Consider the following 16240-nt stretch of genomic DNA (forward strand, 5'->3'; position numbering starts at 1 on the left):
CCAACCCTCCTGTCTAAAATCTCGGCGTATCACCTAATCAACCTGCGTTCCCCCAACCGTAAGCGCATCCACTTTAAGAGTGGGCTGTCCCACCCCGACGGGCACGCTTTGGCCTTCCTTACCACAGGTTCCGATGCCGCTGTCAAGCTGAAGGTCATTGCCCACCATGCTGACTCGGGTCAACACGTCCGGCCCATTGCCGATCAATGTCGCGCCTTTGACCGGACGAGTAACACGTCCATTTTCAATGAGATAAGCCTCGCTGGCGGAAAAAACGAACTTGCCTGAGGTGATATCGACCTGCCCGCCACCGAAATTAACGGCATAGAGACCGCGCTCCACCGAGGCGATAATCTCCTCCGGGGCATGCGGTCCAGCCAGCATGTAGGTATTGGTCATACGCGGCATCGGCAGATGGGCATAAGACTCCCGCCGACCGTTTCCGGTCGGGCGCATGCCCATCAGCCGGGCATTGAGACTGTCCTGCATATAGCCGGTAAGCACGCCCCGCTCGATCAGGGTGGTGCATTGGGTCGGAGTGCCCTCGTCATCGATGTTGAGTGAGCCACGCCGGCTAGACAACGTCCCGTTATCGACTACTGTGCAGAGCGGCGAGGCGACCCGCTCACCGAGACGCCCCGCGAAGGCCGAAGTGGCTTTGCGATTGAAATCACCCTCGAGACCATGCCCAACAGCCTCGTGCAGCAGCACTCCCGGCCAACCCGGGCCGAGCACGACCGGCAAGGTCCCCGCCGGGGCCTCGACCGCTTCCAGGTTGAGCAGCGCTTGGCGCACCGCCTCGCGGGCATATCCCTTGACGCGCTCACTGTCGAGAAAACACTCGTATCCGGTTCGCCCGCCACCACCGGCGCTACCGCTCTCACGACACCCGTTCTGTTCGACCAGGACAGTGACATTGAGCCGCACCAAGGGGCGAACATCGGCGCTCAACCGGCCATCGCCGGTGGCCACCAGAACCACGTCATGCACACCGGCCAGGCTCACGACCACCTGTTCTACTCTCGGATCCTGGCGTCGGGCCTCGGTATCGAGTTCGCGCAGCAGCGCCACCTTCTCATCGGCGCTCAAACTGTCCAGGGGGTTGAGCGGCTGATACAGTGCCAAGCCTTCGCCCGCCTTCCAGGCTTGGAGCCGCCCGTCGCCACCGCTACGGGCAATGGCTCGCGCGGCACTGGAGGCCTCCAGCAGGGCCGGCAACATGATTTCATCGGAATAGGCGAACCCGGTCTGCTCACCGCTGATGGCTCGCACGCCGACACCTTGATCGAGGCTGCGACTGCCCTCCTTGATAATCCCATCCTCCAGAACCCATGCCTCATGCCGCTGCACCTGAAAATAAAGATCGGCGGCGTCGACCTTGGGTCCCATCAAGCGTCCGAAAACCCGCTCCAGATCGGTTTCGCTCAGTTCGGCTGGAGCCAAAATGCTCTGGCGCGCCAGATTCAGATTGTGCTGCATCGTATCGTCAGACATTGCCTTCCTCCGTCGACCTTGCCGCTGGCAGAGCCACGCCTAGGCGACGATGCTCGAGCGCCGGGAAGCGGCGGCGCGTTTCCCGAAGCTCAGCGCGAGCCATTCGAGCCTGGGCCAGACCGGGGCCGCGACTATGGCGGCCTAGAATCCGCCCCCATGGATTCACAATCAACGTCTCGCCATAGGTCAGGCGGCCATTGGGATGCTCCCCGCCCTGGTCTGGAGCCACCAGATAGCACAGATTCTCTACTGCCCGCGTACGAACCAGAAGCTCCCAATGCGCGGCACCGGTGAGCGCCGTAAATGCCGAGGGCACCACCAGCAGCTCCGCACCCCGCGCCACCAGCTCACGAAAGAGCTCGGGAAACCGTAAATCATAACAGACGGCCAGACCCACGCGGGCGAATGGGGTGTCGAAAATCACCGCATTGTTGCCCGCTTGCAGTGTTTCCGATTCACAATACCGCTCATCGGCACTTACGGCTACGTCAAACAGATGAATCTTATCGTAGCGCGCACAGCGCTCACCGCTGGGTCCATAAACCAAACAGGCGGCCCGCGCCCGCCGCTGATCGGAAGTGTGTAAGGGTATCGTACCACCGACCAGAAAGATGCCATGACGACGCGCCCGCTCCGCCAAGAAAGATTGGATTGGACCGCCGTCATCCGGTTCCGCTATAGCCAGTTTGCCCGTTTCATCGCGACCGACAAAGGCGAAATTCTCCGGCAACGCCACCAAATCGGCACCGCCAGCCACTGCCTCGGCGATAAGGCGATCGGCCGATTCGAGGTTCGCCGCGACACCATCGCCCGAGACCATTTGAATGGCCACCAGGCGCGCTTCATCTTGAGTCATCCCTCCCCCCTGGCACCTCGGCTCGCGCTTGTCCCATGCCTTCGATCCGCGGATGCTCCCACGGGCCGGTTATCCGATACTGGTTCTGGACCATCTGCGCCATGCCTGTCTGAAATAATTTCTGAGTCAGAAACAAAGCCACCCCCACTATCGGGCCACCTGCCAAGCCACCGAGTAATGACACCGCGGAGGAGACATGTGGGATTACGGTAACCGTCTGATCGTATTCCCTCTTCACCAAATCAATCGGTCCGGAAACCTCGATATAGGCCGAGGGAGAGTCAATATAAAATACTTCAGGCCGCGCCGCGCCACTTTCAAGGCGACAATGGACCTCCATCCGGTCGAATGCCAAACCTTTGCTGAAAAGATCGGAGAAATCCAGCATCAGCCGTCTCGGCAAAGTCGCCACGCTGAGTAGGCCGAAAATCCGCCCGGCTCCGGGCTGAACTTTGAGTAGCGCACCGTCGCGAACGGTGAATCGTATTCTCCCGGCGATATCTGCCACTCGGAAATCCAGCAATGTACCAGGCCACTGCAAATGTGCCTGTGCGTTGGTCTTACCCTTGCCGATGGCCTGTGCGAACCCGAACAGCGTCAGCGCCTTGCCGGTATCCTCACTGGCCACGTTGAGTTCTATCGTCGAATGACCGCGCGGCTCGTTATCATCCCATCGACCGGCCGCTTTGATCTTGAGCACCGGCCCAGTCAAATTCATCGTCTCCAACACCAGCCCACCACTCACCCGAGCAAGACTTAGTCGGAGATGGCCGAAGTTGGCGGTACCCAGCCGCAGGGCCGCGATGTCCAAATCGATTCCGGGAAGGCGCAGTGCATTCGGCGCGAGCCGATCACGCTCGGTACCAAACTCAGGCCATCCGGCCAGATGCAACCGTGCAAGACTCACCCTCGCTCGGCCCATCCCCTGTTGCGGCCAGCTCACCCAGCCGGCGGCATTCGGACCCGCGAGCCGGATGAACCAGTCGCCCGATCGTTTTTCTGCGCTTAAATGCAGCGCACTTACGAGCCGCGCATCCGCCCAGAACAGCGTACCGAGGCGCAAATCGACGCTTTGCAACGAGGGCAGCTTGAGCGTCTCTTGTCCTGATCCCAAGCCGATCAGCGCGGCCAAATCAAGCTGCTCCAACGTTCCGGATAGCTCGGTCCCCGGGCCTTTAGGCAACCGCACCGGACCGCTGCCGAAACGCACCCCAAGCCGCTCCACGCTCCACGTGCGTGACGTCAAGGTAAGAACGGCGGAGCCCAAATCTCCATAACGTACACGAATCGGTCCTCGACCCGCTGCCGCGTCCAACCGCGTTCGGATCTTGAGCTGCCGGGAGGTCGATTGTGGCTTCGCCAACGGTTGGGGCCAATTCACCGACACACCGCGCAGCGCGGATTCCAAAGTCAAAACCAAGCGCCGCTCAGTAGAGCGAAAACCGTTCCCTTCGATCCGCAAGCGCCAGTCCGTAGTGCCAGGAAGCTGCGCGGCGAGCGGATTATCAGCGCCGAGTAGATCCGCCACCGAAGAACGGAACCGCGTCTCGATCCGAATCCGCCGCGGCGCACCAGTCGTGGCGGCCGTGCTCATCAAAGTATGGCCGCTGAAACGCCCGCGCAGCCGATCCCAGTGCACACCATTCTCATCGAAACCGACCCGCCCCGTCAGATCTTCGATAACCAATCCGAGGGGTGGCGCCGCCAACCGTGCCCGGTCCAGATCGATGCGGCCAGCGACTTTGATCGGTCGGCCGCCAAACGGCACAGCGAGCTGTAGATCGAGCCGTTGCTGCCCCGCAAGCGATAGCCGCCGCAATGCGGCCGCATGATCATCAGCCAATGGCGATTCGCCTAGAAAACGCAGCAAATCGCCGCCTGGACCGGTAAAATGGGTACTCACCTTAAGCCGTGGCTGCATCAGATCGGGTATAGTGGCCGTGGCATGGGTCAATCCGCTGCGATAAATGCGACCGCGATCAAGTTCGACTCGCAACACCCCCCGGCGGAACAACAACCGGCCACCCAGTCCATGCAGCATCGGCCAATTCGGATGATAAGCCAGACTCGCCTCGTCTATCCGGCTGCGCACCTCGAATACCCCCGAGCCCGTGCGATAGGGGAAATCGTGGAGCCGACCACGCAGCACCAAGTCAGCCTGGACACGACCGCCGTGTATCGCGTGCTGCAGCCATTCGGTCAACCCCTTGGCCAGTACCCGCTCCGGCAGATAACGCCTGATGTGAGCGGCCTCACCGTGACGCAGGTGGGCGCGCGCATCGATGAATGGACCCTGTCGCGCGCCGAACCATAATCCCACCCGCGCATCCAACTCACCGCCTGCATCGCTCGCCTGCAGCCGAGGGATTGCCAACCGCAGCCGGCCCTCGCTGACCCGCCATTCGCTTTGTACCTGCAGGCGCTGCAGCGCGAGCGGTCGGGAAAAGAGCTCAGGCAGTTTAAGGTTCGTGTCGCGCGCAGCGAGCCGGAATCGACCGCCACGCTCGCTGATCAGGAAACGACCGGCTCCGCCGGTCAGACCCGGCAACCGCTCAGCCGGCTCTAGCGCAAGACCTTGGAAGCGCCCGCTCACGCGCCAGCGCTGCACTCGGTCCGTGGCCTGCAATACCAAAGCGGCCTCGCTGAGCGCGCCCTGAGGGGCCAATTGTGCGAGCCGCCGGCGCCAGTTCGACGGCACTCGATCATTGTCACGCGCCAGCGCGGCCAAATCACCAAGCCGTAGCGCTGTGGCACGAACACGCCACAGCGCCGCACCCTCGACATTGATCGCATACCGAACTGATACATTACCGGGCGAGCCTGGCGCTGCGCCCGGCCGTTGCAGCTGCAAGGCATTGATATCGAGATTCCAACCGTCATCCGTACGCTGCCAGTGGCCGCGCCCGGCTAAGCGCCGAAACCGCATCGTCCCCTCGGCCCCACTGAGCTCCAGCCCCCAGGCACTGGCATCAACTGAAACTCGCTCGGGTCGCCCCCCGCGTACACTCAACCAGACCTGAGCATCGGCTTGCCCGGCAACCACCGGCACGCTCCAAACGGGTGACAAGACCGCGCCGATTTGGCCGAACCGCGCCTCGCGCAAGCGCAGATAACCCGAGCCGTTGACTTCAGCCAAGGAACGAGGCGAGCCGTGCCAACCTACGGCGAGCTCCATCCGTTTCGCCATGTGCGGCTGCACCGGTAGGAAATGGGCGGCTAGACGGGCGTCCCCGGCGTCGTGCCAAAACCAAGCATGGAGCTTGGACAACCGCCAGATTTTGCCCCGGCGCTGATCGATCAACTTGACCGAGGCATCCCGCAGGCGCAGGCGCGATATGAGTGCAAACAACCGATTGCCCGCATCGCTCGCCTGCTCACCAAGGGAGATACGCCCATCGGCATGGCGCCTCAGCGTAACCTCAAGCCGATCGGCGCGCAGCTCGACAAACCGCGGCTGAAGGCTACGCAGCATCGCCCCCAAGTCAATCGAGACTTCGAACCGGCTCGTCGCCAGATCGGCTGGATGCTTCGAAGTGCCGCCGATGCGTACCTCGTGTAGGACCAGCGTTGGGGTAAATCCGACTAAGTGCGCATCCAGCGCAGCAATCGCCACTGGACGATGCAGCCACTGCGTGAGCAACGCCTCGAGCTCGCCGTGGAAAGCCGGGGCATAAGCAAGCGCCAACCGCAGCGCCGTCAACGCAATCGCCACTGCGACCAATACGCCCGCAACGCCATAGAGCAATCCCGCGCGGACCCGCTTAGCCGTATGCAACGACAAAGTAATGACTCCCGGGCGAGCGCCAACCGTTGCGCCCCCCCAGCCGGCACGGGCCAGCCATCCCGTGCTTGCGCCGCCGAACGATCACATCAAAACCACGTCGAACTGTTCCTGGGTATAAAGTGGCTCGGCCTGGAACTCGATCGGTTTGCCGATAAAGCTCTCGAGCTCGGCAAGGGTATCGCTTTCTTGATCGAGGATGAGATCGACAACCTCTTGGGAGGTCAACACCAATAGCTTCTGGACATCGAACTGCCGCGCTTCCCGGAGGATTTCGCGCGCAATCTCGTAACAGACGGTTTCGGCGGTTTTGAGGCTACCGCGCCCAGCGCAGGTTCGACACGGTTCGCACAGAACCCGTTCCAGCGACTCTCGGGTACGCTTACGGGTCATCTCCACCAGGCCCAATGCCGAGACGCCACTGATCTGGGTTTTCACATGATCCCGCTCAAGGGCCTTCTCGAGCGCGCGCAGCACCTGACGCCGATGATCTTCTTCCTCCATATCGATAAAATCGATGATAATGATCCCGCCGAGGTTGCGCAGCCGCAGCTGTCGGGCTATAGCTTGAGCTGCTTCGAGATTAGTCTTGAAGATCGTCTCTTCCAAGGTTCGATGGCCGACATACCCCCCCGTATTAACGTCGATCGTCGTCATCGCCTCGGTCTGATCGATAATCAGGTAACCGCCTGATTTGAGCTGGGTCTGGCGCTCCAACGCACGTTGAATTTCGTCCTCCACCCCATAGAGATCGAAAATCGGGCGCTCACCCTGGTAGTGCTCTATAAGTTCCGCGATGTCCGGCAAAAACTGTTCACAGAAAACCTGCACTTTCTGGTAGGTCTCCCAGGAATCCACCCATACTTTAGCGATGCCTTCGGTGATCAAATCCCGCAAGGCGCGCAGCGCAAGCGGCAGATCGCCATGGATGAGCGTCTCGGGCTGAGCCAAATCGCTGCGCACCTGGATCGATTTCCAAAGCTTACCCAGAAAGTCCCGATCGCATCGTAAGGCCTCCTCGGTAGCGCCTTCCGCCGCCGTGCGCAATATATAGCCGCAACCCTCGCCGGCCGCGACAAACGCCTCGCCGATACGGCGCAGCCGTGCCCGTTCGGCCTCCTCTTCGATCCGAGCGGAAATACCCACCGTCGGGTTATCGGGTAGCAAAACCATGAGCCGGGAGGGAATGGTGATATGGGTGGTCAAACGGGCGCCTTTGGTGCCAATCGGATCCTTAATCACCTGCACCAAGACATGCTGCTGCTCCTTGAGCAAGTCGGTGATGTCGGCTACTGGGACGCTGCCCGATTCGTGCGGCGTCGCAGGACAGGTAATATCTGAGGCATGCAGAAAGGCCGTGCGTACCAACCCTACATTGAGAAACGCCGCCTGCATCCCCGGCAGTATGCGTGAGACGCTCGCCTTATAGATATTGCCCACCAAACCACGTCGACAGGCCCGCTCGATGTAGATCTCCTGCAAAACACCGTTTTCCACCACCGCGACCCGGGTTTCACGAGGTGTAACGTTAATCAATATCTCTTGGCTCACGATTTATCCGGAGCCCCAGTGTCGCTGATAGGCGATCTCGAACTCGGCGAGCAGGTCTCCAACCTCGAACAGCGGCAAGCCCATGACGCCAGAGTAACTGCCATCCAAGTGCGCGACGAACCCCCCGCCCCGGCCCTGAATGGCGTAGCCACCAGCCTTATCGCAGGGTTCACCGCTGCGCCAGTAAGCGTGTAGCTCCTCAGCTTGGAGCGGGCGGAACGTTACGTTGCTCACGGACAAGCGCGTCGCCTCATGGTCGGGCGTAACGAGCGCAACGCCGGTGAGCACGCGGTGAACCTGCCCGGATAACCGCCGCAACATCGCCATAGCCTGCGCTTCATCGGCCGGCTTGCCAAGAACTTCATCGTCGATAACCACCACTGTATCCGCCCCTAGAACCGGTCTGAGCTGATCCTCCGGCAACGCCTGCAGCCCAGCACGGGCCTTTTCCAATGCCAAGCGCAATACAAACACCTCGGGGCTCTCACGCGGCTGCGGAGTTTCCTCGATATCCTGTTGGACTTCAGCAAAATGCACGCCGAGCTGCTTGAGCAGCTGTCGGCGGCGCGGCGAAGCAGAGGCGAGATAGATATCGGGCAGCGCTTGCGACTCCATGTCAAACCTCATGCGGCTTGCTCGCGAGACGGCGCTGCAGGCTCATAACGCCTGTGGCTCATCCGCCTCGATGATAAGGATGATTTTGCAGCACAGTCCAGGCGCGGTATAGCTGTTCCGCGACGATGACCCGAACGAGCATGTGTGGCAAGGTCAACGGCGACAGGCACCAACGGTATTCCGCCTGGGTCAGACACTCCCGGTACAAACCATCCGGGCCGCCGATCAGCAAGGCGACATCGCGCCCGTCCTGCAACCACCCCTCCATACGCGCAACGACTCCGCTGGTACTGAGCGGGTGCCCCCGGCAATCGAGCGCCACAATCCGCGCGTTGCCGGCCGCGGTAAGCACCCGCCTCCCTTCCTCGGCCAACGCCGCGTCGATGCTCTGGTGCCGACCGCGCCGTCCCAGCGGCACTTCCAGCAAACGCAGCGGCAACTGAGCCGGCATCCGTCGGGCGAATTCCCGCCAGCCCTCCTCGACCCAGCGCGGCATGCGCTGCCCGACTGCGATCAGGCGCAGTTCCATGATCTATCAAGACCCTTCCCCGAATCCGCTCGTCTCGTCTTCGGATTCCATGCCCCACATGTGCTCGAGCCGATAAAACTCCCGGGCAGAGAGCTGCATCACATGAATCACCACATCACCCAAATCGATGAGGATCCACTCAGCACTCTCTTCCCCTTCGACACCTAGCGCATGGATGGCGTTGCGTTTGGCTGCCTCGAGGATACGATCAGCGATCGATTTGACGTGCCGACGCGAGGTGCCGCTAGCGAACACCATAAAGTCGGTAATGGAAGTACGGCGGCGCACATCGAGCACGACCACATTTTCAGCCTTGATATCCTCCAACGCCGTCTGGATGATTCGTCGCACCTCATCTACGGCCTTGACCGGTTTCATCATCAAGTCCTGTCGACCTCCTTCTCCGCCGCGGCTGGAGAACTGCTACTGAGCCTGTTCAGATCTGCGGATAACCATACAACCCCTCTTTGGCGATACACCCCCATACCAAATCCGGTACCAGGTAACGAGCCGAGCGGCCCTGGGCGATGAGCCGCCGGATCCGGGACGCCGAAATATCAAGCGGCGTGGTCTCCTGAAACAAGATTAACCCACTGCTGCAACCACGCAGAGCGGCCGGATCGAGCACCTGCCGAGCCGCGGTCCATTCGGCCAGTTCGTCACCGAGCCGCAAGGCGTGCCCCGGCCGCCGCATTACCACCAGATGGGCCAGCGTCTCAAGATCGCGCCAGCGATACCAGCTGGCTAGCCCCAGAAAAGCATCGCTGCCCAACACGAAGCACAGCGGGCGCGACCCCAACTCCGCACGCAGCTCATACAGCGTAGCCACCGTATAGGAATAACCGCCGCGACGCAGCTCCCGGGCATCGACCACCAGACCCGGCGCACCCACCACCGCGTATTGCAGCAAACGCAGCCGCTGCTCAGAATCCGCGCGGGGTGGGCGTCGATGGGGCGGGACATGGCCGGGAACAAGACGCATTTCCGCTAAGCCCAATCGCTCCTGCAATTCGATTGCGGGGCGAAGATGGCCGTGATGAACGGGGTCGAAAGTCCCACCCAATAGACCGATCGGCGCGCCATGGACCGCCGTGTCGCGCCTCATTCGCGGATATGGCCGTCGCCCAACACCACGTATTTTTCAGTGGTCAAGCCCTCGAGCCCAACCGGCCCCCGGGCGTGCAGCTTAGCGGTGCTGATGCCGATCTCGGCGCCGAGCCCATATTCAAAGCCGTCGGCAAAACGTGTCGAGGCGTTGACCATGACCGAGCTGGAATCGACTTCGCGTAGGAAGCGCCAGGCACGCGTATAGTTTTCGGTCACTATGCTGTCCGTGTGATGCGAGCCATAGCGCTCGATGTGTTCGATCGCCTCGTCCAAATCGGCAACGATCCGAATGGCCAGTATCGGGGCGAGGTATTCGGCTCGCCAGTCCGCTTCCGTAGCCGCCGGTATGGCCGGCGCGAGCGCTCGGGTACGCTCGCAGCCCCGCAACTCCACCCCGGCCTGCTGGTAAAGATCGATCAGTCGCGGGAGCAGTTGCGGCGCGATGGCCTCGGCGATCAGCAGGCTCTCCATAGTGTTGCACGTGCCATAGCGTTGCGTTTTGGCATTATAGGCGATCCGCGCGGCTTTCTCCGGATCGGCTTGATCATCGACATAGACATGGCAGACACCGTCCAGATGCTTGATCATGGGCACCGTGGCCTCGCGCAGCAATCGCTCGACCAACCCTTTACCGCCGCGGGGAACGAGCACATCAAGATACTCATCCATCGTGATCAACTCACCGACCGCCGCACGATCGGTTATCTCCACCACCTGCACGGCCTCCCGGGGCAACTCGCTCACTGCAAGCCCGCGACGGATGCAATCGGCAATGGCCTGATTGGAGTGGATGGCCTCGGACCCGCCCCGCAGAATGACCGCATTGGCGGATTTCAGGCACAATCCGGCGGCATCCGCGGTCACATTGGGCCGAGCTTCATAGATGATGCCAACGACGCCGAGCGGCACCCGCATGCGGCCTACCTGGATCCCCGAGGGGCGGCTGTGCAGATCCCGAACGGCGCCGATCGGATCGGGCAGCGCCGCGATTTGGCGCAGCCCCTCGGCCATGTCATCAATCCGAGCGTCGCTCAGACCCAAACGGTCCAGGAGTGCGGGTTCCAACCCGCCGGCCCGACCCACTTCCTGATCGCACTCATTAGCTTCCTTGAGCCGTTGGCGCTCGCTCTGCAGCTGCTCGGCTACGGCCAACAACGCCGTATTGCGCTGGGCGCTGCTGGCGCGCGCCAATATCCGGGCCGCCGCTTGTGCCGCGCGGCCGATACCCTGCATGTAGTCACGTACCTCCGAACTGTGCATCTGCACTGTCTCCGTCCGATTCGGCGCTTGCCTGCGGCAATCTTCAAATCGCCGCCGCCAATGCCGTCAGCTCAAAACTCAATTGTAACAGTTCATCCCAAGGCCGACCGGGCGCCGCTCCTTTGATCACTCGATCAACCCCGGCCGCTCGGGCCAACAACCCCTCCCAGGCATCGGCCGTGGTGCCAGCCGCAAGTTGACACAGCCGGGGTTGGCGATGCTTGGGGATCCGATGCTGGCGAAACAGCTCATTGATTCGGCGCGCATCCCCCGCCAGCGCCGACAGGGTTGCCAGTACCCGTAGCTCGCGCGCCAGCGCCCACAGCACCAACGTCGGCTCGGTGCCCTCCTCCTGCAGGCCGCGACAGATACGAGCCACACGCGTACAGCCGCCGCCGAGCACCGCTTCGCTCAGATCGAAAACATCGTAGCGTGCGCTGTCCACTACGGCGCGACGCGCGGCAGCCAAGTCCACCTGGCCCGCACCCAACAACAAATACAGTTTTTCCACCTCTTGCGCGGCGGCCAACAGATTGCCCTCGGCACGCTCGGCAAGCAGTTCGACGACCATCCGATCAGCGATCAAACCGCGCGAGTGTAACCGCTGCATTATCCAGCGTGGAAGATCCCGCCGACCCACGGGCCAGATATAGAGCATCACGCCAGCCCGACTGAGCGCCTCTACCCAGGCGCCGCGGCGCTGCCGAGCATCGAGTCGCGCGCTGGCCACCAACAACAACGTGTCGGCCGGCGGCGCCCGGCAATACGCCTGCAAGGCCTGGGCGCCGCCGGCTCCAGGCTTCCCCCCCGGCAAGCGAAGCTCAATCAACCGGCGTTCGCTGAATAAAGAAAGATTACCCGCCGCCGCGCCTAACTGTCTCCAGTCAAAACCGTCCGTCTCGGCGTGCAGCACTTGGCGCTCGGAATACCCAGCCGTACGGGCCGCCGCACGAATACCTGCGCCTGCCTCGTCGATGAGCAGTGGCTCTTCGCCGGCCACCAACCACACTGGGGCGAGGCGTCCGCTCAAATGCCGCTCCAGCTCGTCGATGCGAATCTTCGCCACGCTCTTAAACCGTAGCCGTCAAGATCGGGGGATGCCGGCCAGCCGCCCCATCATCAGATCAAGCGCTTGGCGGCGCAGCTGCTCAATAAGTCGCCGCTCCTGGCTCTCTCTACCGAGTACATTCTGTGGATCCGCCTGATAGACCACTTGGGGCGCGACCGTCTGCTCGTCCAACAGGGCTTCGCCCTCTGCAGTGTCCACGCGAAAGTGCAGGGTATAGCTCAGCTCATAGGCTCGGGCCTGACCCTGCGACGTGACGGATACCGTCCGGCGGTTGGTTTGCTGACCCAGCAGGACCAAGACCCAGTCGGCGACCGGCTGGTCACCGACCACTTGCGCGCCGTAATTGCGCAGGGTATCGGTCGTGACGTTGGCGAGCTCGCCCTCGCCCATCTCCGGCAGCACATAAACCATGACGCCTTCCAAATCGGCACCGCCACCCGAACCCCGCAGATGCCAGCCGCAACCTACCAGAAGCGCGACCACAAGCAGCTGGGATAAGCGAGCCAGCATCGAAAGGCTCATCGGGCAACCACATTCACCAACCGAGCGGGCACGACAATGACGCGCTCGATGTGCTTGTCGGCGGTGAAACGACGGACATTCGGGTCGTTCAATGCCGCCGCGCGGATGGCTTCCTGCTCCGCATCGACAGCCACCTGAATGCAGCTGCGCCGCTTGCCGTTGACCTGGACCACCAAGTCGACCACGTCCCGCCGCAGCGCCGCCTCATCCACCGTGGGCCACTCCGCGTCGACGACGGCGTCACTATGCCCTAACTCATACCAGAGCCGGTGCGCGATATGCGGCACCATCGGCGCCAAAATCAGCACGCTGGCCTCCAGACCCTCTTGGCGCACGGCACGCCCCTGATCGCTGCTGTCATCGAAACGGCTCAAGGCGTTGGCAAGCTCCATGACGGCGGCAATAGCCGTATTGAAGGTAAACCGCCTACCCACATCGTCACTCGCCTTTTGGATCGTCTCGTGAATCTTACGTCGCATCGCCTGCTGTGGCGGCGTCAACTGGGCGGGCTCCGGCGCACGGGCCGGACCGTCGGTGACATGCGCCAAGACCAGATTCCAGAGCCGTTTAAGAAAGCGGTATGCGCCCTCAACGGCGCTGTCGGACCACTCCAGTGCTTGCTCGGGCGGCGCCGCAAACAGGATGAACAGCCGCACCGTGTCGGCACCGAAACGCTCCACCAGCGCTTGCGGGTCCACACCGTTGTTCTTGGACTTGGACATGGTGCCCATGCCGGCGGATTCCACCGGTTGGCCGTCACTTCTGAGCACGGCACCGGCGGGCTGGCCCCGCTCGTCGTAGCGCAGCTCGATCTCGGCCGGACTGTAATAGACGATGCCTCCCGCCGGGGTGCGGCGGAAGAAAATGCTGTTGAGCACCATCCCCTGGGTGAGCAGCTGGGTGAACGGCTCGTCGGAGGCGAGCAAGCCCTCATCCCGCAGGAGCTTATGATAGAACCGCGCATAAAGCAGGTGCAAAATAGCGTGCTCGATACCACCGATGTATTGAGTCACCGGCGTCCAATAAGCCGCGCGGGAGTCGAGCATCGCCTGTATATTATCCGCACAGGCAAAACGCGCGTAATACCACGACGACTCCATGAAAGTATCGAAGGTGTCGGTTTCGCGCCGTGCCGCGCCGCCGCATTCGGGACACCGGGCCTGGTAGAAGGCCGGCAAACGCTGCAGCGGCGAGCCCGCCCCGTCGAATTCAACCTCCTCCGGCAGCACGACGGGCAACTCTTCATCGGGCACCGGCACATCGCCACAGTGCGGGCAGTGCAGCATCGGGATCGGCGCACCCCAGTAGCGCTGCCGGGAAACGCCCCAATCGCGCAGTCGATAGGTAATGCGGCGTTTGCCGCAACCCATGGCCTCGAGGCGCTCGGCAATGGCCCCACTGGCCTGCTGCGAGGTAAGCCCGGAGAACTCACCGGAGCTCACCAGCACACCCGGTTCTATGTAAGCGGCCTGAGCGAGATCGCTCGTGCCGCCCGCGCCGGGGGCGACCACCTCCCGGATGGGCAAGGCGTAGGCCATGGCGAAATCCCAGTCGCGCTGGTCATGAGCCGGCACCGCCATCACCGCACCAGAGCCGTACTCCATCAAAACGAAGTTGGCCACCCAAATCGGCACAAGCTCTCCGGTAAGCGGGTGCAACGCACGCAAGCCCGTATCCAGGCCGACTTTCTCGGTGGTGGCCAGCACCGCCTCGGACACCGAATTCGCCTTACAGCGCTCGATGAAGGCGGCAAGCTCGCGATTGCTCCGTGCCGCCTCGGCGGCCAGCGGGTGCTCGGCGGCGAGCGCCATATAGGTCACACCAAAGAGCGTATCCGGGCGCGTGGTGAACACCTTAAGTGGCGCATCCCGATCCGGCAGCGCAAATTCGATCTCGACTCCTTCGGAGCGGCCGATCCAATTGCGCTGCATGGTCTTGACCTGCTCAGGCCATCCAGGGAGTTCGTCCAAAGCCCCCAACAGCTCGTCGGCATACGCGGTGATCTTCAAAAACCACTGCGGAATGGCGCGCCGCTCCACCGCGGCACCCGAGCGCCAACCCTTGCCATCGATCACTTGCTCGTTGGCAAGCACCGTCTGATCGACCGGATCCCAGTTGACCGTAGCCGTCTTTTTATAGACCAGCCCCTTACGGAACAAACGGGTGAACAGCCACTGCTCCCAGCGGTAGTAGGAGGGCTCGCAGGTGGCGATCTCGCGATGCCAATCGTAGCCGAAGCCGAGTCGCTTGAGCTGCCGGCGCATGTAGGTGATGTTCTGCCGAGTCCATTGGGCCGGCGGCACTCTGTTTTGAATCGCAGCGTTCTCCGCCGGCAATCCGAAGGCGTCCCAACCCATGGGTTGCAGCACGTTCCGGCCGAGCATGCGCTGATAGCGCGCAACGACATCACCAATAGTGTAATTGCGCACATGCCCCATATGCAGCTTACCGCTAGGGTACGGAAACATGGATAGACAATAATAGCTCGGGCGAGCCGGATCCTCCGTGGCCCGGAACGTGTCATTCTCCTCCCAGAATCGCTGGGCCTGCGCCTCGATTTCCTCCGGCTGGTAAATCTCTTCCATCGCTTTTCGCTGCATCCCCCGATCAACACTTGACATGCGGACACACCCGCCCGAATTCCCGCCGCCATCCCAACGGCAGCCCAAAAGGATACCGTAGCGCCACGGCTTTGCACCACCGCCCGACGCAATTCCGAGCCGACGGCGCGCTTACATTCCCACACACTCCCGTCAGTCTTGGTGAAACCCGCCGATGGGCGCAGAATAAAGCAAACAGCCCACCGGGGAGCGACTATGACTGAGCGCAACCGCGACCACCATGCCCATGCCTATGAGCGAATGCTCGATCGCCTTCGCCACGCCATGGAGCACGCGAAGCTGCATGAAGCCCTCGAGACGGTCAAGGAGCGGGCGGTCGAACTGGGCGAACTCACGCGAGAGGAGGCGGAGCGCGTAGGCAGCTTCCTACGCCGGGATGTCGAAGACGCCGCCCGTTATTCTGCAACGACCGATGAAGATCTCAAGAGCTGGCTGCGGATGGACCTGCAGCTGGTCGAGAACTGGATCTGGGATCGCTTCTCCTCCGTGGCCGACCGGACCCGCCTGGAGTGGATGGCGCTGCAACGCGAACTGCAGCAGCAGCAAACGTCGGACTACTATGCAGGTGAGGTCGCCGGACCCGGCGCCCTTACCTGCAGCAACTGCGGCGCGGTCATCCGCTTCACCCAGGCGGAACCCATCCCGGTTTGCCCGCAATGCCAGGGTTCGGTCTACCGGCGCGCTCCGACCTCCAAGAGGCGGGATCGATCAGAACAATAGCTAACCGCAGGCGCCGATGGCACGGTTTTTTTGCCTGCCGGGGCGCCGTTTAAGCAAAAGAACCCTCGATTTTATTCTATGCTTGAATAACCGGGCGTTTTTACCCGGGTCGATT

13 protein-coding genes are annotated in these 16240 nt (G+C 62.1%); 1 reads left to right on the forward strand and 12 read right to left on the reverse strand.

All coding sequences use genetic code 11. The annotated features are described in order from the left end of the window. Positions 1-33: 33 nt before the first annotated feature. From tldD to leuS, 12 genes are all read right to left on the reverse strand, one after another. Entirely contained in the window at positions 34-1494 is a 1461-nt protein-coding gene (gene tldD, locus NB231_RS05645) for a metalloprotease TldD (protein WP_005000482.1), read from the reverse strand. After that, positions 1487-2350, reverse strand: coding sequence for a carbon-nitrogen hydrolase family protein (locus tag NB231_RS05650; RefSeq protein WP_005000483.1), 864 nt, complete (start codon positions 2348-2350; stop codon positions 1487-1489). Before NB231_RS05650 ends, tldD begins: the two co-directional genes overlap by 8 nt. Beyond that, entirely contained in the window at positions 2337-6131 is a 3795-nt protein-coding gene (locus NB231_RS05655) for a YhdP family protein (RefSeq protein WP_040661906.1), read from the reverse strand. The genes NB231_RS05650 and NB231_RS05655 overlap by 14 nt, the downstream gene beginning before the upstream one ends. Before the next feature lie 84 nt (positions 6132-6215). After that, positions 6216-7682 carry a ribonuclease G gene (gene rng, locus NB231_RS05660; RefSeq protein WP_005000490.1) on the reverse strand — a complete coding sequence of 489 codons (1467 nt, stop codon included), beginning with the start codon at positions 7680-7682 and terminating at the stop codon, positions 6216-6218. A gap of 3 nt (positions 7683-7685) precedes the next feature. Further along, a complete protein-coding gene (locus NB231_RS05665) occupies positions 7686-8297 on the reverse strand; it encodes a Maf family protein (protein ID WP_005000491.1) in 612 nt (203 codons plus the stop codon). A 58-nt stretch (positions 8298-8355) separates the two neighbouring features. Continuing rightward, positions 8356-8826 (reverse strand): 23S rRNA (pseudouridine(1915)-N(3))-methyltransferase RlmH, encoded by a 471-nt coding sequence (gene rlmH / locus NB231_RS05670; RefSeq protein WP_005000492.1) that lies wholly within the window; start codon positions 8824-8826, stop codon positions 8356-8358. Positions 8827-8832: 6 nt separating this feature from the next. After that, complete coding sequence (gene rsfS / locus NB231_RS05675; protein WP_005000493.1) at positions 8833-9207, reverse strand: ribosome silencing factor; 375 nt, start codon at positions 9205-9207, stop codon at positions 8833-8835. A gap of 55 nt (positions 9208-9262) precedes the next feature. Then, on the reverse strand, positions 9263-9931 hold the full coding sequence (gene nadD / locus NB231_RS05680) for a nicotinate-nucleotide adenylyltransferase (RefSeq protein ID WP_005000494.1): 669 nt from the start codon (positions 9929-9931) through the stop codon (positions 9263-9265). Further along, complete coding sequence (locus NB231_RS05685) at positions 9928-11199, reverse strand: glutamate-5-semialdehyde dehydrogenase (protein ID WP_269593384.1); 1272 nt, start codon at positions 11197-11199, stop codon at positions 9928-9930. The genes nadD and NB231_RS05685 overlap by 4 nt, the downstream gene beginning before the upstream one ends. A 37-nt stretch (positions 11200-11236) precedes the next feature. After that, complete coding sequence (gene holA / locus NB231_RS05690) at positions 11237-12259, reverse strand: DNA polymerase III subunit delta (RefSeq protein ID WP_005000497.1); 1023 nt, start codon at positions 12257-12259, stop codon at positions 11237-11239. A gap of 18 nt (positions 12260-12277) precedes the next feature. Next, the gene (locus NB231_RS05695; RefSeq protein ID WP_040661909.1) at positions 12278-12772 is read right to left on the reverse strand and encodes an LPS-assembly lipoprotein LptE; all 495 of its coding nucleotides are present in this window, start codon (positions 12770-12772) and stop codon (positions 12278-12280) included. Positions 12773-12780: 8 nt separating this feature from the next. Then, on the reverse strand, positions 12781-15369 hold the full coding sequence (gene leuS / locus NB231_RS05700) for a leucine--tRNA ligase (protein ID WP_040663285.1): 2589 nt from the start codon (positions 15367-15369) through the stop codon (positions 12781-12783). 231 nt (positions 15370-15600) lie between these two features. Between leuS and NB231_RS05705 the strand changes: the two genes are divergently transcribed. Next, positions 15601-16125, forward strand: coding sequence for a zinc ribbon-containing protein (locus tag NB231_RS05705; RefSeq protein WP_005000500.1), 525 nt, complete (start codon positions 15601-15603; stop codon positions 16123-16125). The last annotated feature ends 115 nt before the right edge of the window (positions 16126-16240 follow it).

Origin of the sequence: Nitrococcus mobilis Nb-231 (genome assembly GCF_000153205.1) — a bacterium.
GTDB classification, from domain to species: domain Bacteria; phylum Pseudomonadota; class Gammaproteobacteria; order Nitrococcales; family Nitrococcaceae; genus Nitrococcus; species Nitrococcus mobilis.

What these genes read in the sequence shown, in the direction of transcription:
- rsfS (WP_005000493.1), bottom strand. Translation starts at nt 9,207, where the DNA reads ATGATGAAACCGGTCAAGGCCGTAGATGAGGTGCGACGAATCATCCAG.
- NB231_RS05665 (WP_005000491.1), bottom strand. Translation starts at nt 8,297, where the DNA reads ATGGAGTCGCAAGCGCTGCCCGATATCTATCTCGCCTCTGCTTCGCCG.
- tldD (WP_005000482.1), bottom strand. Translation starts at nt 1,494, where the DNA reads ATGTCTGACGATACGATGCAGCACAATCTGAATCTGGCGCGCCAGAGC.
- NB231_RS05695 (WP_040661909.1), bottom strand. Translation starts at nt 12,772, where the DNA reads ATGCTGGCTCGCTTATCCCAGCTGCTTGTGGTCGCGCTTCTGGTAGGT.
- NB231_RS05650 (WP_005000483.1), bottom strand. Translation starts at nt 2,350, where the DNA reads ATGACTCAAGATGAAGCGCGCCTGGTGGCCATTCAAATGGTCTCGGGC.
- leuS (WP_040663285.1), bottom strand. Translation starts at nt 15,369, where the DNA reads ATGGAAGAGATTTACCAGCCGGAGGAAATCGAGGCGCAGGCCCAGCGA.
- rlmH (WP_005000492.1), bottom strand. Translation starts at nt 8,826, where the DNA reads ATGGAACTGCGCCTGATCGCAGTCGGGCAGCGCATGCCGCGCTGGGTC.
- NB231_RS05705 (WP_005000500.1), top strand. Translation starts at nt 15,601, where the DNA reads ATGACTGAGCGCAACCGCGACCACCATGCCCATGCCTATGAGCGAATG.
- nadD (WP_005000494.1), bottom strand. Translation starts at nt 9,931, where the DNA reads ATGAGGCGCGACACGGCGGTCCATGGCGCGCCGATCGGTCTATTGGGT.